Origin of the sequence: Pantoea sp. Taur, assembly GCF_009830025.1 — a bacterium.
GTDB classification, from domain to species: domain Bacteria; phylum Pseudomonadota; class Gammaproteobacteria; order Enterobacterales; family Enterobacteriaceae; genus Pantoea; species Pantoea communis.
This window is the reverse complement of record NZ_SZZZ01000009.1, coordinates 39,729-64,762: the sequence shown is the minus strand read 5'-3', so window position 1 is coordinate 64,762 and position 25,034 is coordinate 39,729. Positions and strand designations below refer to the sequence as shown.

The window sequence follows — 25,034 nt, the reverse complement described above, 5'->3', positions numbered from 1 at the left end:
TCCTTAAATTCGAGGGGCAGAGCGCTCTTTGGCTCGCCGGGGTTTACCGATCTTTAGTTGCATCCTCGCGACTAATGACAATCTTCAACCGCTCATGCGGTAAAGCCTCTCATTAGCCGCGCGAAACGCTGCAAGCAAAGATCACTCTCAGCAACAATACATGAGTTTGGTACGGAATGCTGCGGATTGCTCGAAAAAAGGGGCCATAAAGGCCCCCTTTTCGCGAAACTCGCACAAATCTGATCGTCAGATGCGCTTTTCTGCATAGTGCATGTGCTACATCGTTGATCAGATTCTTCAGACTTAGCGACGCAGACCCAGGGTTTCGATCAGGCTGGTGTAACGTGCAACGTCTTTACGCTTCAGGTAGTCCAGCAGCTTACGACGCTGAGATACCATGCGCAGCAGACCGCGACGGCTGTGGTGGTCTTTTTTGTGCTCAGAGAAGTGACCCTGCAGGTGGTTAATCTGAGCAGTCAGCAGAGCAACCTGAACTTCAGTTGAACCGCTGTCGTTAGCACCACGACCGAATTTAGCAACGATCTCTGCTTTAGCTTCTACGCTTAGAGACATAATAAACTCCGAAATAATAAATGAATGGTTGGGTGCCGATCTCTAATTCAGCAGCCCGCTTTAAAAGCCGCGCTATTCTACTCTTCGCCTGATTGCAACGCAAATGCGCCGTTAGCTCAAACGTGAATGTGTTGATTAGGCGGGATACTCGACCACCAGACGACGCGGCGCCACGCGCCCATCCTCAGCGATTTCTGCCATGCCGATAAATTTATGTTCTTCACCTTCGGTAACACGCACCAATCCCTGTTCAGGCGCATTCGCCACCTGCACCGGCATCCCCTGCTTGAAATAAGCGGCGACAGAGGGCAGCAAATTGACGATGGGGTACTCCTCCGCAGGGCTATCCATTGGCAGCAGCAGTGCATCCAGTGCACGGTAGTCTGGCGTTTCTGCTGCGTTGGCTTCAGCCGCCATCGCCTGCAACTGCTCAAAGGTGATCATGCGATCAATCGGATACTTTGCCACCTGCAAACGACGCAACATAATCACATGTGCGCCGCAGCCGAGCTTCTCGCCGAGGTCATCGATGATGGTGCGAATATAAGTGCCCTTGGAAACGTGAATTTCCAGCTCCAGCTCATCCCCTTCCCAGCGAATAAACTGCAGTTCAAATACGGTGATCGGACGTGCTTCACGCGGTACGGTAATGCCTTCACGCGCGTATTCATACAGCTTGCGGCCCTGGTACTTCAACGCAGAGAACATGGTGGGTACTTGTAAGGTGTCACCACGGAAGCTCTCCAGCGCCGCATCAAGCTGGGCTTGATTGAAGGTCACCGGGCGCGTTTCGACGATATTGCCATCAGCGTCTGAGGTATCCGTACGCTCGCCGAGGCGGGCAATAACGCGATAGCGTTTATCGGAATCGAGCAGGAACTGCGAGAACTTCGTCGCTTCACCGAGGCAGATCGGCAGCATGCCTGTTGCCAGGGGATCAAGCGCACCCGTGTGACCCGCTTTGTTAGCATGGAACAGACGCTTCACTTTCTGCAGCACATCGTTCGAGGATGCGCCCTGATGCTTATCCAGCAAAAAAACACCGTGGACGTCGCGACCGCGACGACGAGGACGACTCATTAGTCCTCCTTGTCATCTTCCGCCGGGCTTTCGCCACGACGCTCAACGTCACTTTTGATCACGTTGCTGACCAGGTTAGACATGCGCATCCCTTCGATCAGCGAGTTGTCATAGAAGAAGGTCAGTTCAGGTACGATACGCAGACGCATCGCTTTCCCCACCAGAATACGGATATAACCTGAGGCTTCTTTCAGCGCTTTCAGGCCATTTTTTACCGCATCTTCATCCTGATCATTCAAAAAGGTCACGAAGACTTTGGCATACGCCAGGTCGCGTGACACTTCTACGCCGGATACCGTTACCATCATGCCGAGGCGCGGGTCTTTAATTTCACGTTGCAGGATAATTGCGATTTCTTTCTGCAGTTCCTGAGATACGCGCTGTGGGCGGCCAAATTCTTTTGCCATTTTTTCTTTCTCCCAAATAATTCGGGAGGCCAGAGGCCTCCCAAATTGCAACACATCAAGTGATGATCAATCGATGGTGCGTTTAATTTCAATCACTTCAAAGACTTCGATCATGTCACCAACGCGAACGTCGTTGTAGTTCTTCACGCCGATACCACACTCCATGCCGTTACGCACTTCGTTGACATCGTCTTTAAAGCGACGCAGAGATTCCAGCTCGCCTTCGTAAATCACCACGTTGTCGCGCAGTACGCGAATCGGGTTGTGACGTTTGATGTTGCCTTCGGTGACCATACAGCCAGCAATGGCGCCAAATTTCGGTGACTTGAACACGTCACGCACTTCGGCCAGACCAATGATCTGCTGTTTGAATTCCGGTGCCAGCATGCCGCTCATGGCTGCTTTTACTTCGTCAATCAGATTATAGATAACGGAGTAGTAGCGCAGGTCCACGTTTTCAGCGTCAATCACGCGACGCGCAGAAGCGTCAGCACGGACGTTAAAGCCGAGGATGATGGCGTTGGAAGCCGCTGCCAGGGTCGCGTCGGTTTCGGTGATACCACCCACGCCCGAACCGATAATCTTCACCTTCACTTCGTCGGTGGAGAGTTTCAGCAGCGAGTCGGAGATCGCTTCCACCGAACCCTGTACGTCGGACTTCAGCACGATGTTCAGCTCGGACACTTCGCCTTCGGTCATGTTGGCGAACATGTTCTCCAACTTCGACTTCTGCTGACGCGCCAGTTTCACTTCGCGGAATTTGCCCTGACGATACAGTGCAACTTCACGTGCTTTCTTCTCATCACGCACAACAGTCGCTTCATCACCCGCTGCTGGCACACCAGACAGACCGAGGATTTCCACTGGAATGGATGGACCCGCTTCCAGCACTTCACGACCCAGTTCGTCACGCATCGCACGGACACGGCCGTATTCGAAGCCGCACAGTACGATATCGCCTTTGTTCAGCGTACCTTCACGCACCAGCACGGTCGCAACCGGGCCACGACCTTTGTCGAGGAAGGATTCGATAACCACGCCGCTCGCCATACCTTCACGAATGGCGGTCAGTTCCAGCACTTCAGCCTGCAGCAGAATCGCATTCAGCAGGTCATCAATACCGGTACCCGCTTTCGCAGAGACGTTAACGAACATGTTTTCACCGCCCCACTCTTCCGGAATGATTCCGTACTGGGTCAGTTCATTCTTCACGCGATCCGGGTCTGCTTCTGGCTTATCAATCTTGTTCACCGCAACCACAACCGGCACTTTGGCCGCTTTGGCGTGCTGGATGGCTTCGATAGTCTGTGGCATCACGCCGTCATCGGCAGCAACCACCAGAATAACGATATCCGTTGCCTGCGCACCACGTGCACGCATCGCGGTAAACGCGGCGTGGCCCGGGGTATCCAGGAAGGTTACCATACCGTTGTCAGTTTCAACGTGGTAAGCACCGATATGCTGTGTAATACCGCCAGCCTCGCCTGAGGCGACTTTGGTTGAGCGGATATAGTCCAGCAGCGAGGTTTTACCATGGTCAACGTGACCCATGATAGTGACCACCGGAGCGCGTGACTCCTGCGCTGCATCGGTATCACGATCGTCCATCACCGCTTCTTCCAGTTCGTTCTCGCGGCGCAGGATCACTTTGTGACCCATTTCTTCCGCAACCAACTGGGCTGTTTCCTGGTCGATGACTTGGTTAATGGTCGCCATTGCGCCCATTTTCATCATCGCTTTGATAACCAGTGAGCCTTTCACCGCCATTTTGTTTGCCAGTTCGGCAACAGTAATGGTTTCGCCGATGATCACATCACGGTTAACAGCCTGAACGGGTTTGTTGAAGCCCTGCTGCAATGCGCTTGGCTTACGGTTTTTACCACCTTTTCCACCACGGAACTGCGCACGCGCTTCTTCGCGATCAGTTTTCGCTTCAGAATGCTTGTTGCCTTTTTTGGCTGGGCGCGCTGCTTTGGTGGTACGCGCACGTCCACGTCCGCCTTCAACTTCGCGGTCGTTTTCGTCTTCAGCCTGACGGGCATGAGTGGAAGTGGTGACATGGTAGTCGCCTTTGTCTTCTTCCTCTGGTTTTTCCCATTCAGCTGATTTCTCTTCAGCCAGGCGGCGGGCTTCTTCTGCCACACGGCGAGCATCTTCTTCCAGCTTACGGCGTGCTTCTTCTTCCGCTTTGCGTTTCAGATCAGCCGCTTCGGCTTCACGACGCGCCTTATCAGACTGCGCAGCCTTGGTTACTTCATCGGTAGGTTGATTAGTCACTTTCTCATTTTCCGCTGCTTCACGCTTGGCCTTTTCAGCGGCTTCGCGCTTGGCTTTATCTTCGGCTTCACGTTGCGCTTTTTGTTCAGCTTCGCGACGGGCTTGTTCTTCCGCCTCGCGACGCGCCTGCTCTTCCGCTTCACGCTGCGCCTCGGCTTCAGCTTCTGCCTGAGCTTGCTCAGACTCAGCATCACCTTTCACGTATGTGCGTTTTTTGCGGACTTCGATTTGCACCGACTTACTTTTACCCCCGGTGACGGGAATATTCAAGGTGCTGCGCGTTTTGCGCTGTAATGTCAGTTTACTTGAACCGGTCTGACCGTGCTCACGATTCAAGTGGGACAGTAAGGTTTCTTTCTCTTGCTGGGACACTGCATCGTTCTCAGACTTACGGATCCCTGCGTCAGCAAATTGCTGTACCAGGCGATCGACCGGAGTCTGAATTTCGGCGGCCAGCGATTTTACGGTTACATCTGTCATGCTGTTCCTTCCTGTTATTACGCGTCATCGCCGAACCAGCAGATATTACGTGCAGCCATAATCAGCGCACCGGCCTTCTCATCATCCAGCCCTTCAATATCTGTCAGATCGTCAACACCTTGCTCAGCGAGATCTTCCAGCGTGCAAACGCCTTTGGACGCCAGGCGATACGCCAGCGCACGATCCAGGCCCTCAAGATTCAGAAGATCCTCAGCGGGCTCCTGATTACCAAGGCTCTCTTCTTTCGCTAATGCCAGGGTGGTCAACGCATTTTTTGCTCGTTCACGCAGGGCTTCAATGGTCTCTTCGTCGAGGCCGTCGATTTCCAGCAACTCGTTGATTGGCACATAAGCCAATTCTTCCAGCGAAGAGAAGCCCTCTTCCACCAGTACGGTGGCGAACTCTTCGTCGATGTCGAGATGTTTGGTGAACATATCGATCGCTGCGTGGGCTTCAGCCTGATGCTTAGCCTGCAGATCATCGACGGTCATCACGTTCAGTTCCCAACCACTCAGTTGGGAAGCCAGACGCACGTTTTGGCCGTTACGGCCGATCGCCTGAGCCAGATTGCCGGCTTCAACAGCGATATCCATGGTGTGATTGTCTTCATCCACCACAATTGACGCCACATCGGCTGGCGCCATGGCGTTAATGACGAATTGTGCCGGGTTATCGTCCCACAGCACGATATCAATACGCTCGCCACCCAGCTCGCTTGATACAGCCTGGACGCGCGCACCGCGCATACCCACACAAGCACCTACCGGATCAATACGTTTATCGTTGGTTTTCACCGCGATTTTGGCGCGTGAACCTGGATCGCGCGCTGCCGCTTTGATCTCGATAACTTCTTCACCGATTTCTGGCACCTCAATGCGGAACAGTTCGATCAGCATTTCTGGCTTAGAACGGGTGACAAACAGCTGTGCACCACGCGCTTCCGGGCGAACGGCATATAACACGCCGCGAATACGGTCGCCTGGGCGGAAGTTTTCACGTGGCAGCATATCTTCGCGTCCGATCACGGCTTCAGCATTGCTGCCCAGATCGAGTGAGATGCTGTCGCGGTTTACTTTCTTCACCACGCCGGTGATGATTTCACCTTCGTGTTGACGGAACTGATCAACCACCATCGCGCGCTCAGCCTCACGGACTTTCTGCACGATAACCTGTTTAGCGGTTTGGGTGGTGATACGGTCGAAGGTGACAGATTCGATCTGATCTTCAACGTATTCGCCCAGATTGAACGCTTCGTCTTCAAAGCGGGCCGCATCCAGCGTAATTTCACGAGTCGGCTGTGTTACTTCTTCCACAATCTGCCAGCGACGGAAAGTATCGAAATCACCGCTGCGACGGTCAATGCTGACGCGCACTTCGATCTCTTGCTCATACTTCTTTTTAGTCGCAGTGGCCAAAGCGCTCTCAAGCGCTTCGAAGATTTTCTCACGTGGCAGGGCTTTTTCGTTAGAAACGGCTTCTACTACAGCTAAGATCTCTTTGTTCATCCTGGTTAGCCTCAATCCGGACTTTTAAAAGTGGGGGACCAGGTTCGCTTTCTGAATATTACTCAGCGCGAACACCTCATCGTTACCCTCAACGGTTACCGTGATCATCTCACCTTCCACGGATTTGATGATCCCCTGCCATTTACGGCGGTTCTGTACGGCCATACGCAGTGTCAGGCTCACCTCATCACCGGCGAAACGTGCATAGTGTTCAGCAGTGAAAAGAGGACGCTCGAGACCTGGCGAGGAGACTTCAAGGTTGTAAGCCACCGTAATGGGATCTTCCACATCCATTACCGCGCTGACCTGGTGGCTAACATCGGCACAATCATCAACATTGATACCATTCTCACTATCAATATAGATGCGCAAAGTCGATGTGCGACCGCGAACGAATTCGATACCGACCAATTCGTAGCCAAGCGCTTCTACTGGAGCGGTGATCAAATCAGTCAATTTTTGCTCTAATGTGGACAAGCCCACCCCCAAGACATAAAAAAAGGGCCTATAGCCCAGTATTGCGATTCCTGATAACAAAAAACCCCGAAAATTCGGGGCTTTTTATCACTGGACCCTGTACGCCGCAGAGCGGCATCGGCACACAATCCAAAAGAATTTTTTTCAAAAAAACACTGAGGATGCGTCCGTCGATGCATACAGTATATTTGAAAAAGAACTCTAAGGGAAAGTGGTTGCGGGGGCCGGATTTGAACCGACGACCTTCGGGTTATGAGCCCGACGAGCTACCAGGCTGCTCCACCCCGCGTCCGAAAACGTGGCGAATAATACGCCGACCTTGCTTAAAAAGCAAGTTTTACTGAGATTTGGTACCGAGGACGGGACTTGAACCCGTAAGCCCTTTCGAGCACTACCACCTCAAGGTAGCGTGTCTACCAATTTCACCACCTCGGTACTGCACTGACTGCGACGTTATGTTGCCGCTAAAGCATTGACGATGTTACTGCGGGATATCATTGCCCGGGGTTGCCGGTTTAGCTGGCTGAGTCTGCTGTTCAGACTGAGCTGGCGCAGTGAGGTTTTCCCACTCGCTTCCTTTAGAAGACTTGTTCGTGTTCAGATTGCCCAGAATCAAGCTGATGATGAAGAACAGGGTCGCCAGTACTGCCGTCATACGTGTCATGAAATTACCAGACCCGTTTGAACCGAACAGTGTACCAGAGGCGCCTGCACCGAATGAGGCTCCCATATCAGCGCCTTTGCCTTGCTGAAGCATGATCAGACCCACGAGGCCAATCGCAACAATAAGGAAAACAACTAACAGAGCTTCGTACATAATCAACCTGTTTCCTTGCGCGTTATCCGCACAGTTAAAGCTTCACCAATATTGACGGGGAGTATCGTCATCACCCATCAGAAGCGGGTGTGAATACTAACCAATGGGACATACCTCTGCAAGCGCAATTTTCACGAACCTTATTGATTGCGGAAAAAAGCGCCAGGATGGTGATTTAACAGGCGGAAAGTCGAAATCTCGCCGCCTGTTAACACGCTTAGACCGCTTTCACCGCATCAGCAATTTTATGCGCCAGCTCGGTGACTAACGCTTCATCTTCACCCTCGACCATCACGCGAATCAGCGGCTCAGTGCCCGATTTACGCAGCAGCACACGACCGCGCCCTGCTAGCGTTTTCTCCACTTCAGCGCTGACAGCCTTAACGCTCTCGGATTCAAGAGGATCATGACTGCCGCTGAAGCGCACATTCACCAGAATCTGCGGCAGCATTTTCATGCCACTGCACAAATCATGCAGACTCATGTGATTACGCACGATAGCAGTGAGTACTTGCAAACTTGCCACAATGCCATCGCCAGTGCTGATTTTATCCAACAGAATGACATGCCCGGAGTTTTCAGCCCCCATGCGCCAGCCCTTCTCCTGCATTTTTTCCAGCACGTAGCGGTCACCCACTTTGGCACGTGTGAAAGGAATACCCAGCTGTTTCAACGCCAGTTCCAGCCCCATATTACTCATCAACGTACCCACCACGCCGCCGCGCAGTTGCCCCTGACGCAAGGCTTCACGTGCGATGATGTAGAGAATCTGGTCACCATCGACCTTCATGCCCAGATGATCCACCATCATGATGCGGTCGCCATCGCCATCGTAAGCAAGGCCCAAATCGGCCTTCTCTTCCAGCACGCGCTGCTGCAGCATGCGGAGATCGGTTGCGCCGCACTCTTTGTTGATGTTCATGCCATCGGGCTGCACGCCAATCGCAATCACTTTGGCACCTAATTCACGCAGCACATTAGGCGCAATGTGATAGGTCGCACCGTTGGCGCAATCCACTACGATTTTCAGACCGTTAAGACTTAACTCGCTCGGGAATGTGCCTTTACAGAACTCGATATAACGACCAGCAGCATCAACGATACGGCTGGCGCGCCCCAACTCAGCGGACTCAACGCAGGTCAGTGGCTTCTCTAACTCAAGCTCGATGGCCTCTTCCACTTCATCCGGCAATTTAGTGCCTTCCGCAGAGAAAAATTTGATGCCGTTATCGTCGAAGGGGTTATGCGATGCAGAGATCACGATACCGGCTTCTGCACGGAAGGTACGTGTCAGATAGGCAATCGCGGGGGTTGGCATAGGCCCGGTAAAGGCCGCCGACAAACCAGCAGCAGCCAGGCCCGCTTCCAGTGCCGATTCCAGCATGTAGCCAGAAATACGCGTATCTTTACCAATTAATACCTTACGTGATCCAGAGCGCGCCAGAACCTTACCCGCAGCAAAACCCAGCTTTAGGACAAAATCAGGGGTAATCGGTGCTTCACCGACCTTGCCACGAATACCATCTGTACCGAAATATTTACGATTACTCATGCTTTATCCTTTTGCTCTCCGTGTCGCTTCAACAATACGCATCGCTTCGACAGTCTCTTTCACATCATGCACGCGAATAATTTGTGCGCCCTGCATAGCGGCAATCACCGCACAGCTCAGGCTGCCGGTCAGACGCTGCGTCGGACCGACATTTAACAGCTGGCCAATCATCGATTTGCGCGACATTCCGACCAATAGCGGTAAGCCAAAATGGTGGAAATGGCTGAGTTCAGCCAGCAGTTGATAATTGTGGTTGAGATTCTTACCGAAACCGAAGCCAGGGTCGAGCAACAGATTCTCTTTTTTAATGCCTGCCGCTTCGCAACGTGCAATCTGTGCCTGGAAGTAAGCGTCCACTTCACCCACGATATTCTGATATTCAGGTGCTTGCTGCATAGTGCGCGGTTCGCCCTGCATGTGCATCAGGCATACCGGCAGACCGGTCTCCGCTGCCGCTGCCAATGCACCCGGTTCTGACAGTGAACGAATATCATTAATGATGTGAGCACCCACTCGCGCCGATTCACGGATCACCTCTGGCTTTGAAGTATCAACAGAAATCCACACTTCAAAACGCTGGGCGATGGCTTCCACCACCGGAATCACGCGCGCTAACTCTTCATCTACGCTGACTTCATCGGCACCTGGCCGCGTAGATTCCCCGCCGACATCGATGATGGTTGCGCCCGCATTCACCATCTCATTGGTATGGGTCAGCGCATCCACCAATGTGTTGTGTGTTCCGCCATCAGAGAAGGAGTCCGGCGTGACATTCAAAATACCCATCACATGGGGAAACGACAGATCGAGATGGGAATCACGGGCGAACAACTTCATGGCGGGAATCTCCTTGGGAATCACGGTATCACTGAATGTAAAAAACCCCGGACCGGCCGGGGTTTTTGCTGAGGTTTATGGCCTCTTATTTGTCGAGCTGTTCTGACATGGTGTTGCCAGGATTTGGCGTACGCGGTTCATCAACCGGACGTGGCGCCTTTGGCGTCCCATTGTTGTCCGATGAACTGCTGCTGCCTGAATCATCCCAACCTGCTGGTGGGCGAACTTCACGGCGAGCCATCAAGTCATCAATCTGTGGCGCATCAATGGTTTCATACTTCATCAGCGCGTCTTTCATCGCGTGAAGGATGTCCATGTTCTCACCCAGCAGAACACGAGCACGCTGGTAGTTGCTGTCGATCAGGTGTTTAACTTCCTGGTCGATGATGCGTGCTGTTTCATCTGACATGTGTTTCGCCTTAGCCACAGAGCGGCCGAGGAACACTTCGCCTTCTTCTTCAGCATACAGCAACGGACCTAACTTCTCGTTGAAGCCCCACTGCGTCACCATGTTGCGCGCCAGGTTAGTGGCGACTTTAATGTCGTTAGATGCACCGGTAGAAACGTGTTCTGCGCCGTAGATGATCTCTTCCGCCAGACGACCGCCGTACAGCGTTGAGATCTGGCTTTCAAGTTTCTGGCGGCTGGCGCTAATCGCGTCACCTTCTGGCAAGAAGAAGGTCACACCCAGCGCACGTCCACGCGGGATAATTGTCACTTTATGCACCGGATCGTGTTCCGGTACCAGACGACCAATAATCGCATGGCCCGCTTCGTGGTAAGCGGTGGATTCTTTCTGCGCTTCCGTCATCACCATGGAGCGACGTTCTGCACCCATCATGATTTTGTCTTTCGCTTTCTCGAACTCAACCATCGAGACCACACGCTTGTTGCCACGTGCAGCAAACAGTGCCGCTTCGTTGACAAGGTTAGCGAGGTCAGCACCCGAGAAGCCCGGCGTACCACGTGCGATGATCGCTGCATCGATGTCAGTGGCCAGCGGCACACGACGCATATGCACTTTCAGAATCTGTTCACGACCGCGGACATCTGGCAGACCGACCACAACCTGGCGGTCAAAACGACCTGGGCGCAGCAGCGCGGGGTCAAGTACGTCTGGACGGTTAGTTGCGGCGATAACGATGATGCCTTCATTACCTTCGAAGCCATCCATCTCAACCAGCATCTGGTTCAGCGTCTGCTCACGTTCATCATGACCACCGCCTAAACCGGCGCCACGTTGACGGCCTACAGCATCGATTTCATCGATAAAGATGATGCACGGCGCGGCTTTCTTCGCCTGCTCGAACATGTCACGCACACGAGATGCACCGACACCCACGAACATTTCAACAAAGTCAGAACCGGAGATAGTGAAGAACGGCACTTTTGCTTCGCCAGCAATCGCTTTAGCCAGCAAGGTTTTACCGGTACCCGGAGGGCCGACCATCAGGACGCCTTTCGGGATCTTACCACCCAGTTTCTGGAAGCGACTTGGCTCGCGCAGATATTCAACCAGTTCACCCACTTCTTCTTTCGCTTCATCGCAACCTGCGACATCAGCAAACGTGGTCTTGATCTGGTCTTCGGTCAGCATGCGGGCTTTACTCTTGCCAAAGGACATCGCGCCTTTGCCACCGCCGCCCTGCATCTGCCGCATAAAGAAGATCCAAACGCCAATCAACAGCAGCATTGGGAACCAGGAGATGAAGATGGAAGCCAGCAGGCTTGGCTCTTCTGGTGGTTCGCCAATCACTTTGACGTTTTTGGTCAAGAGGTTATCAAGCAACTTTGGATCGTTGACAGGAATGTAAGTCGTATATTTATTACTGTCTTTTTTGACAACGTTAATCTCACGCCCGTTAATACGTGCCTCGCGGACCTGATCCTGGTTCACTTCCGACAGGAAGGTTGAATAATCAACCCTACGGCCATTCGACTCGCTGGGCCCAAAGCTCTGGAAGACAGACATCAGCACGACCGCGATGACTAACCAGAGAATCAGGTTTTTCGCCATGTCACTCAAGGGATTAACCTCATATTACAACGGTGTTAACAGACAGCGTAGGGTACTATATATCCTTCAGACCTGGAATCGCGGCGCTGATGATTTTACTGCTTTTCACTGAAACTCAGAATTACACATCAGAGTAAACGCAGTTCGCCTTGCTTTGATTCCGGTACCGAGAGCTATAGTTTGCGCCCTGTCGCCACAATGTACACTTCACGCGAACGTAAACGAGAAGCGTCTGGCTTACGAATTTTCACTTTCGTAAATAGGGAGCGAATTTCCCGCAGGTATTCCTCGAAGCCATCTCCCTGAAACACTTTCACTACAAAACTGCCGCCAGGCGCCAGGATATCCCGACACATTTCCAGCGCCAACTCTACCAAATACATCGATCGTGGAATATCAACCGCAGGTGTACCACTCATGTTCGGCGCCATGTCAGACATAACAACTTGCACCTTTTGGTCACCTACTCGCTCCAGCAATGCGTTCAGCACTGCCTCTTCACGAAAGTCGCCCTGTAAAAAATCGACACCGACGATCGGGTCCATGGGAAGCAAGTCACAGGCAATAATACGACCGTTCGATCCAATCTGTTGTACCGCATATTGCGACCAACCGCCGGGCGCAGCACCCAGATCTACCACTGTCATGCCGGGTTTGAAAAGCTTGTCACCCTGCTGAATTTCGTCCAGTTTAAACCAGGCGCGCGAACGCAACCCCTTTTTCTGTGCCTGCAACACATATTTATCGCTAAAGTGTTCCTGTAGCCAGCGACTGGAACTGGCCGAACGCTTTTTACCCGTCATAATTTTTCCAATTAAATCTTCATCGTAGCGATAAATCAGTACGCAATGAGTCGCGTTGATTTGGCGATATACCCGAGATGGCGGTAGAATGAACCGTTTTCAATCCCTGAGTAAGTAAAAAATACGATGAATCTGAGTACCAAACAAAAACAGCACCTGAAAGGCCTTGCCCATCCACTGAAGCCCGTTGTTATGCTGGGCGGTAATGGCTTGACCGAAGGCGTGCTCGCCGAAATCGAACTGGCGCTCGAGCATCACGAATTGATCAAGGTGAAAATTGCCTCTGAAGATCGTGAAACCAAGCAGCTGATCGTTGACGCTATCGTACGTGAAACAAAAGCTTGTAACGTACAGGTCATCGGCAACACGCTGGTGCTGTATCGCCCTGCAAAAGAGCGCAAAATTACTCTGCCACGTTAATTAAGCCGTAAAGGCTGCCATGACGGGCAGAGAAAGTGCCATGCTCCTGCATGGGATAAAAGGCCGCTATGCGGCCTTTTTCCTTTCTTTACAATATGCGGCTACACATTTCAAAGCGTAGCAATATCTTAAAGGTATTCCACCTTTAACACTTCATATTCCACATCGCCGCCCGGTGTCTTCACAATCGCAACGTCGTCTGCTTCTTTTCCAATCAAACCACGCGCCATCGGCGAGTTCACTGAAATCAGGTTTTGTTTGAAGTCAGCTTCATCATCACCCACGATGCGGTAAGTGAATTCTTCGTCCGTATCCACATTCAAAATGGTCACGGTAGCACCAAAAATCACGCGGCCGGTTTTGGGCATCGTCGTGATATCAATCACCTGAGCGTTGGAGAGTTTGGCTTCAATCTCCTGAATACGGCCTTCGCAAAAACCCTGTTCTTCACGGGCAGCGTGGTATTCGGCATTTTCTTTTAGATCGCCATGCTCACGGGCTTCGGCAATAGAGGCGATGATGCGCGGACGCTTCACGGTTTTCAGTTCGTTCAGCTCTTCACGCAGGCTCTCAGCGCCTTTCAACGTCATCGGAATCTGATTCATTTTGGCTCCTCGTCATCTATCCTGGTTAACGGCGTCATCCTGACCGGTGACAGCAGAAAACAGCTTCTGCGGCGCGTTACCTCTTTTCACAAGCAAAAGAAGCCTGACCCGGAAAGCTTTCCGGGTCAGGTTCGGTTTTGCATTTTGATACGTATTTTACCCCAGAGTTCCCTGTGGGTCATCGTTTACTTTGCACCGCCTCGGGACGTAGTATTGACGCCTTCACCCGTCAGTTACCGCGAGATTATGCGATTTTCACGACTTGTTACCGGATTAACCTGTGCGTTTATGCTGCAGGCACAAGCAGCCCCCGTTGAAGAATACATGCAGTATTTGCCAGACGGCGCAAACCTGGCGCTGATGGTACAAAAAGTGGGCGCATCAACCCCGATAATCGACTATCACGGCAAACAGATGGCATTGCCGGCCAGTACCATGAAGGTGATTACCGCGCTGGCGGCCCTGCTGGAACTCGGTCCGGACTTCCGTTTTCAAACCACGATGGAAACCAAGGGTTCAGTCAGCGATGGCAGGCTCAATGGCGACTTAGTGGCGCGCTTTGGTGGCGATCCGACACTGAGCCGTCAGGATCTGCGCAACATGGTGGCGGCCCTGAAAAAGCAGGGCATTACGCATATCAAAGGCAATCTGGTGATCGACACGTCCGTGTTCGCCAGCCACGATATGGCACCCGGCTGGCCGTGGAATGACCTGACGCAGTGCTTCAGCGCCCCACCTGGGGCGGCCATTGTCGACAAAAACTGCTTCTCAGTCTCGCTCTATAGCGCCACCACGCCGGGCGAAAACGCCTTTGTGCGCATTGCGTCCTATTATCCGGCACATATGTTCAGTCAGGTGCGTACCATTGGCCGCAACAGTGGTGATGGGCAATATTGCGAACTGGATGTGGTGCCAGGTGAACTGAACCGCTACACGCTGACCGGCTGCATGCGCCAACGCGCCGAACCCTTGCCGCTGGCGTTTGCGGTGCAAGATGGTGCCGTCTGGGCGGGCGAAATCCTCAAGGCCGAACTGCGTGCCGCGGATATCGATTACAGCGGCCATTTAGTGCGTCAGACGCAGGTTACCTCACCGGGAACCGTGCTCGCGTCGACGCAATCCGCGCCGCTGCACAATCTGCTGCACACCATGCTGAAGAAATCGGACAACATGATTGCGGATACGGTGTTCCGCACCATCGGCCATCACTATTTCAACGTACCCGGTACGTTCCGCGCCGGTTCTGATGCGGTACGCCGCATACTGCGTGAAAAAGCGGGCGTCGATCTCGGCAACAGCATTCAGGTCGATGGTTCAGGCCTGTCGCGTCACGATTTAATTGCGCCAGATACCATGATGCAGGTACTGCAATACATTGCGAAAAACGACTCAACGCTGAATTATATTTCGATGCTGCCGTTGGCGGGTTATGACGGCACGTTGCAATATCGTGGTGGCCTGCATGAAGCCGGACTGGATGGCAAAGTGTCAGCAAAAACCGGTTCGCTGCAGGGCGTTTATAATTTGGCTGGATTTATTACCACTTCCAGCGGTGCACGTGTCGCCTTTGTGCAGTATCTTTCTGGTTATGCGGTGCCGCCTGAAGATCAGAAAACGCGGCGCATTCCTCTGGTACGCTTTGAAAGCCGCCTCTACTCGGATATCAACAAAAACAACTAATGAAATTGCTGATCGTTGAAGATGACGCGCTGTTGCAATCGGGCCTTGCTCAGGCCCTTAGCGCACAAGGATATGCTGTTGACTGCGCGAGTACTGCTGCAGAGAGTAATGCTTTCTTACGCAGTGGGCAGTACAGCCTGATCGTTCTGGATCTAGGTTTACCAGATCGCGATGGTGCCACGCTGCTGCGCCAGTGGCGGCGCGATGGCATCAACGTACCGGTGTTGATCCTGACGGCACGTGATGCACTGGAGGATCGCGTGGATGGCCTGGATGCCGGTGCCGACGATTATCTGGTCAAACCTTTCGCGCTGGTTGAACTGCAGGCACGCGTGCGTGCACTGATTCGTCGTTTTCAGGGCCATAGCGATAATTTGCTGCAACAAGGTGATCTCACCCTCAATCTTAGTTCGCAGCAGGTTTTGCTGGAAGAGCGTCCACTGGAAATTACCCCAAAAGAGTTCGCACTGCTGACGCGCCTGTTAATGCGTGTCGGTCAGAACGTCCATCGCGAAACGCTGCAGCAGGATCTCTATAGCTGGAATGACGATCCCGGATCTAACACCTTAGAAGTTCATATCCACAATCTGCGCCGTAAGCTCGGAAAAGATCGTATCAAAACCGTGCGTGGCGTGGGCTACCGCCTGGAAGTGCGCGAATGAATAGCATGCGTCAGCGGTTACTGATTATGCTGGCGCTGATTCTCCTCACCTGCCAGGTGATGAGCGCCATCTGGTTATGGCATGAGAGTCGCGAACAGATCAGTTTCCTGGTCAACGAAACGCTGTCTGCTCAGGCGCGTAACGACCGCGTCGAGAATGAGATCCGTGAAGCCATCGCTTCCCTGCTGTTGCCTTCACTGGTGATGATCGCTCTGACGCTGCTGCTGTCATTCTGGGCGATTAACTGGATCATTCGTCCATTACGATCCCTGCAGGATAGCCTCGCCCATCGCTCCGCCGATAATCTCACCCCGCTGCCGGTTTATTCAGAAATGGATGAAATCGTTGCCGTGACCACCTCCATTAATCAGCTATTTTCGCGGCTCGACCACACGCTACAACAGGAACGCCTCTTCACCGCCGATGCCGCGCATGAATTGCGTACCCCTTTGGCCGGTTTACGTCTGCACCTTGAACTGCTGCACCAGCAGAACGTGCCGCAGAGTGAGATGCTGATTGAACGTATCGACCAGTTGATGCACACCGTGGAGCAACTACTGATGCTGTCGCGAGCCGGCCAGGCGCTGGCAGGCGGTCACTATCAGCAGTTGCTGTGGCAAAAAGACATCATGCAGCCGCTGCAGCCGGAAATGGCCGAACTTTATGCACAGCGACAGCAAACACTGCACTGGCCGCACGGCAAAGATATTCCGCAACAGGGTGAAGCCGTGTTGCTGCGCCTGATGCTGCGTAATCTGCTGGAAAACGCCTCACGCTACAGCCCAGAAGGCAGTGATGTGAAGGTGAAAATGCAGCAGGACAAGCAGCAGGTGATTATCGAGGTGTGGGATCAGGGGCCGGGCATTGAGGCCGATGCGGCAGAAGAACTGACGCAAGCCTTCCGCCGTCGCGATCAGCGCTACGGTGGCAGCGGATTAGGTCTGAACATTGTGCTGCGCATTGTACAGATGCACCGTGGCAGGCTGGAGCTGGTCAACCGTAAAGATAGCAGCGGGCTGATTGCCCGCTGCTATTTACCGCATCAACTGCTTTAGAAGTGAGTGTTGAGGCTCATGTAGTAAGTACGGCCTGATTCGTTATAAGTATTGGCACCCGCACCGTACAGGTAGGCACCTGTTGTGGCGTTACCGGTGGTTTGCGCATTACCTTCGCGGAAGTGACGCTTATCAAACAGGTTGTCGATACCCAGGGTCACGCTGGCGTACTTATTCACATCGTAAGTCCCGCTCAGGCCAATGATGGAGTAAGGACTCACTTTATCGGCCGCGCTACCCGTCACCGGTTGACCTTTATAGTCATACTTTTTCGGTGTCTGCGTGCCGTACCAGGTCAAGGTGGTCTGCAATGACAGATCCTGCGTTGCCTGCCAGCTCAGCGTCGAGTTCAGAGTGTATTCCGGGATGATCGACAGACGATCGCCGGTTTCCTTGTTCTTACTCTGCAGCATGTAGGTGAAGTTGTTGTTCCAGCTCACGCTATCCGAGAACGGCACATTCACCGTACCTTCCAGCCCTTCCACCACCGCTTTCGGTACGTTTTCCCATTTGTAGATATCCGTGGTGCCGTTTGAGGCTTTACCGACGGCTGCGTAACCCGCTTCAATCTTGTTGCGGTAATCGTTACGGAACCAGGTCAGACCCGCCTGATAGCCTTCGTGTTTCCACTCCAGTCCAATCTCTTTGTTGAAACTGTTTTCGGCTTTCAGGTCTGGGTTACCTTGCAGATAACAGGCACCGGTGCTGGCAGCACAGCCCTGACCGTTGCTGTACAGCAGGTAGTTCGGGTTAGTCTGGTACAGGCTTGGCGCTTTATAAGCCAGGCCCGCCCCCATCTTCAGTGTGAAGTCATCACCCAAACCTTGCGACAGGTTCAGCGACGGGCTCCAGTTGTTGCCCACAATCGAGTGATGATCGAAACGCAGGCTTGGCGTCAGCATGGTGCTGTCGGTCAGCTCCATATTGTCTTCAGCGAACAGCGAGAAGATTTCTGCCTGTGAATACGGGCTACGACCGGTATTCGACACGCCAGGTACAGAGCCATAGTTAGCAGCCTGAGTGGTTGAAGAGGGATCCTTCATGCTCTGCTGGTTCCATTCGGCGCCCAGCGTTGCCGTCTGATTAATCAGCCACTCAAACGGAATGCTAACTTCGCTGTGCAGTAAAATATCGTCTAACTGAATGGTGTTGAAACCATCGTTAGAGAAGATACCTTCTGTACCGCCCGCCAGACCTTCATTGATACGAGTATTACGGGTTTTCTCATAGCGCGCATAGGTATTGGTGCTGACACCGTTATCCCAGGCACCGGTCCATTTCAACGAGATATTCTGGCGATACAGGCGGTTAGTTTCATCGCCATAGAGGCTTTTCACCAGCGCACTGGTGTTGGTGTTCTGCGTATCGCCTGCGTAAAGGTTGCCTTGACGGCTGTAACCCGCTTGCAACTCCAGGGTTTGCATCGGAGCAAATGCCCAGCTCAGTAACGCATTGATATCTTTATTGACCGAGCCTTCACGACCAGAAGGATAACTGCCCGCATACGTACCGGTACGCGCTGCCGCATGGCCTTCGTTGATGTCATAAGCATCGGCCTGGGTTTTCGCTAAGCCACCGTACAAGCGGAAGTTGAAGTCATCACCCAGCGGCCCTTCGAGGCTGAAGTTAGTGCGTTTGGTCGCGCCTTCCGATTTGTGTTCCGGCGCATTGAAGTAGGTATTCCACGAACCGTGCCACTGCTGATCGGTATATTTCCTGGTGATAATGTTAACCACACCGCCTGCTGCGCCGTTACCGTAACGCACCGCGGCCGGGCCACGAATCACATCAATGCGTTCGATCATTTCTGGCGGCACCCAGTTGGTATCACCGCGCGTATCACGCTCACCACGCCAGCCCAGACGTACGGAGTTGCGGCTGGTGATTGGCATACCATCCACCATAATCAGGGTGTTTTCCGGGCCCATGCCGCGAATATCGATCTGGCGATTGTTACCGCGCTGGCCACTGGTGGAGTTACCGGTCAGGTTAACGCCCGGCATGGTGCGAATAATTTCAGAGACATCACGTGCAGGCGGATGCTTTTTAATTTCATCTGCAGTGATGGTGGAAACGCCGGGTGCCTGCAGGTTTTGCTGCTGGGCGGTCACCATCAACGTGCCGCCGTTCATCGATTCGGCGTCGGTAGTGGATTGGCTGCTGGTCGTCTTGCTGGAAGTGTCTGCTGCCCAGGCGCTGCCTGAGAGCAGTGAGGCGCTCAGCCCCAGTTCAATCAAAATAGCTAATGATAATCGTGAGTAACGCGTCATTGTTTTTCATTCCTGGATGGCCAGTAAAATGCCGTTGGATTCTTAACTGGCGAGCCGGTGAGAATATCCCTGTCCTTATCGCGCCCAGTTCCAGACCTGGCAGTGCCATCCGTTGCGTAACCTTCCAGGAAGGAAAGAGTCAGGCGGAACGAGCGTGCTCTTTTGAGCGGAAACACCCTATTGCAAATGCAAATAGTTATCAATAGTATTAATTATTAATCTTATGTAAATCTTTCCCTACACAGTGACTGGCAGCCCCTATGACCTGGCGAAATGATGTAACCGGTAGCGAAGCCTGGTGGCAGGAGCAACAAACTCAGGGTATTCCGCGAATTGACCCTCAGCAGGATGGCACCTGCCTGGTGACCTTCTTCTGGCGCGATCCCCAAGGCAGCGAAAAAACGTCAGCGACTCAGCGTGTATGGATCAACATCACTGGCGTGACCGATCACCACCAGAAACGTCCACCTCAGTCATTGGTGCGCGTAACGGGTACCGATGTGTGGTACTGGCAAACTGCGCTGCAATCAAACTGGCGTGGCAGCTACTGCCTGATGCCCGATGAGCAGGCAACCGACTTTAGCGGTGAAGCGGACATGTATGCCTTGCGAAACTGGTGGCGTGACAAATTCCCCACGGCGAAGGCCGATCCCCTGAATACACTGCGCGGCTGGGCCGGTGGGCGTGGCATGGGCGTTTCGCCGCTGCATCTCCCGCAGGCCCCTGACCAGCAAATCTGGCAAGCCGTGGATGATGGCAGCGCATCGGCTGTTTCTTTGCAACAATATCAGTGGGATAGCGCGTTACTAAGTAACAGTCGCAAAGTGTGGATTTATGCCACCGGCGAATCCGATAACGCGCAACGTCCACTGGCCATTCTGCTGGATGGGCAGTTCTGGGCGAATCAAATGCCGATTGCCGGGCCATTGCAGCAACTTACTGACGCAGGGAAACTCCCACCTGCCGTTTATCTGTTAATTGACATCATCGATCGTGAACACCGTAGTCGTGAACTGCCCTGTAATCCGCAGTTCTGGCAAGCCGTGCAGCAGGAGTTACTGCCGCAGGTGGCGCAATGGGCACCCTATCGCCAACAGGCAGATAGCACGCTGGTGGCTGGACAAAGTTTCGGCGGGCTGGCATCGGTGTTTGCCGCGCTACATTTCCCGGAGACGTTTGGCAATGCGCTGAGCCTCTCTGGATCATTCTGGTGGCCCGAACGTGGCAACCCATACGGCTGGCTTTTGCAGGCGCTGGATAGCGGACTGGCTCCGAAACAGCCGCTGCGTTTCTGGCTGGAGGCGGGTAAACGTGAAGGCCTGATTCTGCAAGCCAATCAACAATTAGAACAAAAACTTACCGCTGCCGGCTATCAGGTGAATTACCTGCCGGTGGAGGGCGGCCATGACGCGCTATGCTGGCGCGGTGGTCTGCTCGACGGTCTGCAAGCCCTGTGGCGCAATCCGACTTAACTTCATCACGCAGGACGCAAACCGGAGCACAGATGTCTGAATCTCTGATGAACAAAACCATGACCGACCAACACACCTTGCCCTTAGTGGCAGCCCAGCCCGGCATCTGGATTGCCGACCAGCTGACCCAGCACCACAATGCATATGCAGTAGCGCACTTTGTCGAATTGTCCGGCGCCATCGACACAGACCTGCTCGCGCAGGCCATCGTGGCTGGCATGCAGGAAGCCGATACGCTGAATATGGCGTTTGCCGAAGTCGAGGGCGAAGCACTGCAGTGGCTGCAACCGCAGACGTTCAGTGCGCCAAAAATCGTGGATTTGCGCGCTGAACCCGATGCGGCCACCAAAGCCCGCGCGTTAATGCGTGAAGACATGAACGGTGATCTACGCGTACTGAGCGGTGCACCTTTATGGCATCACACGCTGTATCGCATTGGCGATCAGCACTGGTTCTGGTATCAGCGTTATCACCACTTAGTGGTGGATGGTTTCAGCTTTACCGCCATCACTCGCCGTATTGCTAACCTTTACACTGCCGCCGTGCAGCAGCAAGAGGCCGAGCCAACCCCGTTCATCCCGTTTAGCGAAGTCGTCGAAGAGTACCAGCGTTATCAGGAATCCTCTTCATTCACGCGCGATGGTGATTTCTGGCGCGAAAAAGGCGCAGCGCTGCCCTCACCGGCTTCGCTATCACCGCTGCCGCTGGCTGGACAAAGCGCGACCACCGATCTGCTGCGCCACAGCGTGACGCTCGATCGCAGCACCTTCCAGACCCTGGTGAATCAGCATCCACAATCCAGCGCTGCTGACCTGGCCTTTGCGCTGGTGGCGCTGTGGCTGGCGCGACTCAGCGGACAAAATGATTTCGCCGCTGGATTCATCTTTATGCGCCGCATCGGATCCGCCGCGCTGTGTGCCACCGGTCCGGTGATCAACGTGCTGCCGATGGCCGTGCATTACGATCCCACCCAGCCGCTAAGCGCACTGGCTGCCCAGCTGGCAGGTGAAGTGAAGAAAATGCGCCGCCACCAGCGTTATGACGCGGAACAGGTGCAGCGCGATCTCGGTCGCCTTGGCGATGGTGACCCGCTGTACGGTCCGGTGATCAACCTGAAGATGTTTGACTATCAACTCGATTTTGCTGGCGTTGAAGGCATAACCCATCAGCTGGCATCAGGCCCGGTGCGCGATCTGGAAATCGCTATCTACATCAGCGAACAGGGTGAACTGACGCTGGAGTTGCTGGCGAATGCGGAGCGCTATAGCGAATCGACGCTGATTCGCCACGCCAGCCGTTTTGCTTTGCTGCTGGATCAGCTGGCGGAGCAACCGAAGCGTGCGTTGGGTGAACTGGATCTGCTAACCGCAGAAGAGCACGTACAAATTGCCGGTATCAACCAGACCGCGCACCCTGTTCCGGCAGAAACGCTGGCCTCACTGTTGGCGCAACAGGCCGCGCGTACGCCTGATGCCCCGGCGCTGGCTGATGCGACGCACCAGTTAAGCTACCGTGAGATGCAGCAGCAGTTGTATGCTCTGGCAGCGGATCTTAGTGCAGCGGGCGTCCAGCGCGGCGATATCGTCGCAGTGGCATTGCCGCGTTCAGTGCAGCTCTCACTGGCACTGCAGGCGATTGTGTCGCTCGGCGCGGCCTATCTGCCGCTCGATACCGGCTACCCCGACGAACGTTTGCAGCTAATGCTGGAAGATGCCGCCCCCAAAACGCTGATCACCTCAGTGGAATTGAGCGCCCGCTTTAGCGCTATCGATTCTGTTAAGCAGCTGCACTTTGATGCGCTCTATACCGCGCCAGACGCGTCACCACCCGCCAGCGAGCCGACACCACAGGATGGCGCTTACATCATCTACACCTCAGGATCTACCGGGCGTCCGAAAGGCGTATTGGTCGGTCATGAGGCGATCGTCAACCGCCTATTGTGGATGCAGGATCGCTATCCGCTGCAAGCTGACGACGTGGTATTGCAGAAAACCCCAAGCAGTTTCGATGTATCCGTATGGGAATTCTTCTGGCCGCTGCTGGTAGGCGCGCAACTAGTGATGGCACCGCCGGAAGCGCACCGCGATCCTGAAGCTCTTCAGCAGTTGTTTGCGCGTTACAAAGTGACTACCACGCACTTCGTCCCTTCGATGCTGGCCGCCTTTGTCGCGGCGCTGGACAGTGCGCCAGCGATTGCCTGCTGTGGCAGCTTACGTAACGTCTTCTGTAGCGGTGAAGCGCTGCCGACCGATCTGTCGCGTGAATGGGAAAAACTGACGCAGGTACCACTGCACAACCTGTACGGCCCGACCGAAGCGGCAGTGGATGTCAGCTGGTATCCGGCGTTTGGCGAAGCTTTGGCAGCCGTTGAAGGGGCCAGCGTGCCGATTGGTTTCCCGGTGTGGAATACCGGACTTCGCATTCTTGATGCGCGTATGCAGCCGGTGCCGCCTGGTGTGGCGGGCGATCTTTACTTAACCGGCGTACAGCTGGCACACGGCTATCTTGGCCGCCCGGATCTGACCGCCAGCCGCTTTATCGCCGATCCTTTTGCCGCTGGCGAGCGCATGTATCTGACCGGGGACGTGGCGCGCTGGCTGGATAACGGCGCGGTGGAATACCTCGGACGCAGCGACGATCAGCTGAAGATCCGTGGCCAGCGTATAGAACTTAACGAAATCGATCATGTGATGAGCGCACAGCCCGGTATCGAGCAGGCAGTCACGCACGCGGTGGTACTCGGCGGTGCCGCTGCACAAGGCGGTGACGCGCGTCAGCTGGTGGGTTACGTCGTCGCAGAGCACGTTGTCGATGGCGACGCGCTGCGTGATGCACTGGCGCAACGGCTGCCTGCACATATGGTGCCGGTGGCAATTGTACAGCTCGATGCCTTCCCGCTGAGCAGCAACGGTAAATTGGATCGCAAAGCTTTACCGCTGCCAAAAAATGCAGCTGACAGCGTGGGCCGTGAACCGCATCCCGGTCTGGAAACCCAATTGGCGCAGGCTTTCTGCCAGTTGCTGGCGCGTGACACCATCAGCGCCCAGGATGATTTCTTCGCCCTCGGTGGCCACTCGTTGCTGGCGATGCGCTTAGCTGCCCAACTGCGCCGCGAACTGCAACAGCCGGTTTCGGTGGGGCAGATTATGGTGGCTTCAACGGTGGAAAAACTCGCCCGGCTGCTGAGCGATACTCAATCGCATCAGCAGGCAGGTTTTGAAGCCGTTCTGCCGCTGCGTCAGGGCAACGGTCCGACACTGTTCTGCTTCCATCCGGCGTCGGGTTTTGCCTGGCAGTTCAGTATTCTGCAGCGCTATCTCGATCAGCGCTGGTCGCTGGTGGGGATTCAGTCGCCGAATCCCCAGAGCCCGCTGAACCAAAGCGCGCATCTCGACGAGGTGTGTGATGCGCATCTGCAAACCTTACGTGAAGTGCAGCCGCACGGGCCGTACTTCTTCCTCGGTTATTCGCTGGGCGGCACGCTGGCGCAAGGTATTGCGGCACGACTGGAAGCGGCAGGTGAAGAGGTGGCCTTCCTCGGCCTGCTCGATACCTGGCCGCCGGAAACGCAGAACTGGGATGAAAAGCGTGGCGAGAATGTGCTGGATCCGGCGGTGCTGGAAGAGGTGAATCGCGAGCGCGAACAGTTTATCGCCGCCCAGCGCCATCAGGCGGGCGAAGAGATGCGTGCGATGTTCGATACCATCGAAGCCAACTACGCCAGCTCGGTGCGTCTGCTGGCCACCGCGCGCAGTGCGCGTTTCAACGGTCGCGCCACACTGTTCCTCGCGGAGCAGACGCAGCAGCCCGATCAGGATGCGCGTCGCGCCTGGGCACCGTATGTCGGTGAGTTAGAGGTTTGGCCGATGGATTGTGCACACGTGGAGATTATTTCTCCGCAGATGTTTGAGCAGATTGGACCGCTTTTGCAGCGGATATTAGGCTAAAGTTGGTCGATTTCCGGGAGGTCGAAGGGCCTCCCGGCGATAACTGATCTGCCTTGTACAGGGGCTGGGATGAAGCCTCACTGCGATCAATCTGCCTG

General features: G+C 54.2%; 19 protein-coding genes and 2 tRNA genes. 6 read left to right on the top strand and 15 right to left on the bottom strand.

Annotated elements, in window-relative coordinates; all coding sequences use genetic code 11:
* Nucleotides 1-303: 303 nt before the first annotated feature.
* The 13 genes from rpsO to rlmE form a co-directional block, all read right to left on the bottom strand.
* Nucleotides 304-573 carry a 30S ribosomal protein S15 gene (gene rpsO, locus FD744_RS13850; RefSeq protein WP_034826514.1) on the bottom strand — a complete coding sequence of 90 codons (270 nt, stop codon included), beginning with the start codon at nt 571-573 and terminating at the stop codon, nt 304-306.
* A gap of 135 nt (nt 574-708) precedes the next feature.
* Nucleotides 709-1,653, bottom strand: coding sequence for a tRNA pseudouridine(55) synthase TruB (gene truB / locus FD744_RS13845; RefSeq protein WP_160868489.1), 945 nt, complete (start codon nt 1,651-1,653; stop codon nt 709-711).
* Nucleotides 1,653-2,060 (bottom strand): 30S ribosome-binding factor RbfA, encoded by a 408-nt coding sequence (gene rbfA, locus FD744_RS13840; RefSeq protein ID WP_034826517.1) that lies wholly within the window; start codon nt 2,058-2,060, stop codon nt 1,653-1,655. The genes truB and rbfA overlap by 1 nt, the downstream gene beginning before the upstream one ends.
* A gap of 66 nt (nt 2,061-2,126) precedes the next feature.
* A complete protein-coding gene (infB, locus tag FD744_RS13835; RefSeq protein WP_034826524.1) occupies nt 2,127-4,817 on the bottom strand; it encodes a translation initiation factor IF-2 in 2,691 nt (896 codons plus the stop codon).
* A 17-nt stretch (nt 4,818-4,834) separates the two neighbouring features.
* Nucleotides 4,835-6,322 (bottom strand): transcription termination factor NusA, encoded by a 1,488-nt coding sequence (gene nusA, locus FD744_RS13830; RefSeq protein ID WP_034826526.1) that lies wholly within the window; start codon nt 6,320-6,322, stop codon nt 4,835-4,837.
* 24 nt (nt 6,323-6,346) lie between these two features.
* Entirely contained in the window at nt 6,347-6,799 is a 453-nt protein-coding gene (gene rimP, locus FD744_RS13825) for a ribosome maturation factor RimP (RefSeq protein ID WP_034826528.1), read from the bottom strand.
* A gap of 212 nt (nt 6,800-7,011) precedes the next feature.
* A tRNA-Met gene (locus FD744_RS13820) sits at nt 7,012-7,088 on the bottom strand.
* Nucleotides 7,089-7,147: 59 nt separating this feature from the next.
* Nucleotides 7,148-7,234: transfer RNA gene (locus tag FD744_RS13815), tRNA-Leu, on the bottom strand.
* Between the two features lie 46 nt (nt 7,235-7,280).
* Entirely contained in the window at nt 7,281-7,616 is a 336-nt protein-coding gene (gene secG / locus FD744_RS13810; RefSeq protein ID WP_034826531.1) for a preprotein translocase subunit SecG, read from the bottom strand.
* A 217-nt stretch (nt 7,617-7,833) separates the two neighbouring features.
* Nucleotides 7,834-9,168, bottom strand: a complete 1,335-nt coding sequence (gene glmM, locus FD744_RS13805) for a phosphoglucosamine mutase (protein WP_034826534.1) — start codon at nt 9,166-9,168, stop codon at nt 7,834-7,836.
* A 3-nt stretch (nt 9,169-9,171) separates the two neighbouring features.
* Nucleotides 9,172-10,005: a dihydropteroate synthase gene (gene folP, locus FD744_RS13800; protein ID WP_097118206.1), complete on the bottom strand. Its 834-nt coding sequence runs from the start codon at nt 10,003-10,005 to the stop codon at nt 9,172-9,174.
* 85 nt (nt 10,006-10,090) lie between these two features.
* Complete coding sequence (gene ftsH / locus FD744_RS13795; RefSeq protein WP_034826538.1) at nt 10,091-12,022, bottom strand: ATP-dependent zinc metalloprotease FtsH; 1,932 nt, start codon at nt 12,020-12,022, stop codon at nt 10,091-10,093.
* Between the two features lie 173 nt (nt 12,023-12,195).
* Entirely contained in the window at nt 12,196-12,825 is a 630-nt protein-coding gene (rlmE, locus tag FD744_RS13790; protein ID WP_034826540.1) for a 23S rRNA (uridine(2552)-2'-O)-methyltransferase RlmE, read from the bottom strand.
* A 126-nt stretch (nt 12,826-12,951) separates the two neighbouring features.
* Here rlmE and yhbY point away from each other — a divergent pair, with 126 nt between their 5' ends.
* Nucleotides 12,952-13,245 carry a ribosome assembly RNA-binding protein YhbY gene (gene yhbY / locus FD744_RS13785; protein ID WP_034826542.1) on the top strand — a complete coding sequence of 98 codons (294 nt, stop codon included), beginning with the start codon at nt 12,952-12,954 and terminating at the stop codon, nt 13,243-13,245.
* A gap of 128 nt (nt 13,246-13,373) precedes the next feature.
* On the opposite strand, the gene greA is transcribed toward yhbY, so the two are convergent.
* Nucleotides 13,374-13,850 carry a transcription elongation factor GreA gene (greA, locus tag FD744_RS13780; RefSeq protein WP_034826545.1) on the bottom strand — a complete coding sequence of 159 codons (477 nt, stop codon included), beginning with the start codon at nt 13,848-13,850 and terminating at the stop codon, nt 13,374-13,376.
* Between the two features lie 246 nt (nt 13,851-14,096).
* Between greA and dacB the strand changes: the two genes are divergently transcribed.
* From dacB to pmrB, 3 genes are read left to right on the top strand one after another with little or no spacing between them, the layout of a single operon-like run.
* Nucleotides 14,097-15,530, top strand: coding sequence for a serine-type D-Ala-D-Ala carboxypeptidase (gene dacB / locus FD744_RS13775; protein WP_160868563.1), 1,434 nt, complete (start codon nt 14,097-14,099; stop codon nt 15,528-15,530).
* Entirely contained in the window at nt 15,530-16,192 is a 663-nt protein-coding gene (gene pmrA, locus FD744_RS13770; RefSeq protein ID WP_034826547.1) for a two-component system response regulator PmrA, read from the top strand. The genes dacB and pmrA overlap by 1 nt, the downstream gene beginning before the upstream one ends.
* Nucleotides 16,189-17,247: a two-component system sensor histidine kinase PmrB gene (gene pmrB, locus FD744_RS13765; RefSeq protein ID WP_160868488.1), complete on the top strand. Its 1,059-nt coding sequence runs from the start codon at nt 16,189-16,191 to the stop codon at nt 17,245-17,247. Before pmrA ends, pmrB begins: the two co-directional genes overlap by 4 nt.
* Here the strand turns inward: pmrB and FD744_RS13760 are convergent.
* Nucleotides 17,244-19,517 (bottom strand): TonB-dependent siderophore receptor, encoded by a 2,274-nt coding sequence (locus tag FD744_RS13760; protein ID WP_160868487.1) that lies wholly within the window; start codon nt 19,515-19,517, stop codon nt 17,244-17,246. The two genes, pmrB and FD744_RS13760, sit on opposite strands and share 4 nt — an antisense overlap.
* A 260-nt stretch (nt 19,518-19,777) precedes the next feature.
* Between FD744_RS13760 and fes the strand changes: the two genes are divergently transcribed.
* Entirely contained in the window at nt 19,778-20,989 is a 1,212-nt protein-coding gene (gene fes, locus FD744_RS13755) for an enterochelin esterase (protein ID WP_160868486.1), read from the top strand.
* A gap of 32 nt (nt 20,990-21,021) precedes the next feature.
* Nucleotides 21,022-24,936, top strand: coding sequence for an enterobactin synthase subunit F (locus tag FD744_RS13750; protein ID WP_160868485.1), 3,915 nt, complete (start codon nt 21,022-21,024; stop codon nt 24,934-24,936).
* Nucleotides 24,937-25,034: the final 98 nt, after the last annotated feature.

What these genes read in the sequence shown, in the direction of transcription:
- yhbY (WP_034826542.1), top strand. Translation starts at nt 12,952, where the DNA reads ATGAATCTGAGTACCAAACAAAAACAGCACCTGAAAGGCCTTGCCCAT.
- dacB (WP_160868563.1), top strand. Translation starts at nt 14,097, where the DNA reads ATGCGATTTTCACGACTTGTTACCGGATTAACCTGTGCGTTTATGCTG.
- pmrA (WP_034826547.1), top strand. Translation starts at nt 15,530, where the DNA reads ATGAAATTGCTGATCGTTGAAGATGACGCGCTGTTGCAATCGGGCCTT.
- infB (WP_034826524.1), bottom strand. Translation starts at nt 4,817, where the DNA reads ATGACAGATGTAACCGTAAAATCGCTGGCCGCCGAAATTCAGACTCCG.
- pmrB (WP_160868488.1), top strand. Translation starts at nt 16,189, where the DNA reads ATGAATAGCATGCGTCAGCGGTTACTGATTATGCTGGCGCTGATTCTC.
- truB (WP_160868489.1), bottom strand. Translation starts at nt 1,653, where the DNA reads ATGAGTCGTCCTCGTCGTCGCGGTCGCGACGTCCACGGTGTTTTTTTG.
- secG (WP_034826531.1), bottom strand. Translation starts at nt 7,616, where the DNA reads ATGTACGAAGCTCTGTTAGTTGTTTTCCTTATTGTTGCGATTGGCCTC.
- folP (WP_097118206.1), bottom strand. Translation starts at nt 10,005, where the DNA reads ATGAAGTTGTTCGCCCGTGATTCCCATCTCGATCTGTCGTTTCCCCAT.
- fes (WP_160868486.1), top strand. Translation starts at nt 19,778, where the DNA reads ATGACCTGGCGAAATGATGTAACCGGTAGCGAAGCCTGGTGGCAGGAG.
- rbfA (WP_034826517.1), bottom strand. Translation starts at nt 2,060, where the DNA reads ATGGCAAAAGAATTTGGCCGCCCACAGCGCGTATCTCAGGAACTGCAG.
- ftsH (WP_034826538.1), bottom strand. Translation starts at nt 12,022, where the DNA reads ATGGCGAAAAACCTGATTCTCTGGTTAGTCATCGCGGTCGTGCTGATG.
- greA (WP_034826545.1), bottom strand. Translation starts at nt 13,850, where the DNA reads ATGAATCAGATTCCGATGACGTTGAAAGGCGCTGAGAGCCTGCGTGAA.
- FD744_RS13750 (WP_160868485.1), top strand. Translation starts at nt 21,022, where the DNA reads ATGTCTGAATCTCTGATGAACAAAACCATGACCGACCAACACACCTTG.
- rlmE (WP_034826540.1), bottom strand. Translation starts at nt 12,825, where the DNA reads ATGACGGGTAAAAAGCGTTCGGCCAGTTCCAGTCGCTGGCTACAGGAA.
- rpsO (WP_034826514.1), bottom strand. Translation starts at nt 573, where the DNA reads ATGTCTCTAAGCGTAGAAGCTAAAGCAGAGATCGTTGCTAAATTCGGT.
- nusA (WP_034826526.1), bottom strand. Translation starts at nt 6,322, where the DNA reads ATGAACAAAGAGATCTTAGCTGTAGTAGAAGCCGTTTCTAACGAAAAA.
- FD744_RS13760 (WP_160868487.1), bottom strand. Translation starts at nt 19,517, where the DNA reads ATGACGCGTTACTCACGATTATCATTAGCTATTTTGATTGAACTGGGG.
- glmM (WP_034826534.1), bottom strand. Translation starts at nt 9,168, where the DNA reads ATGAGTAATCGTAAATATTTCGGTACAGATGGTATTCGTGGCAAGGTC.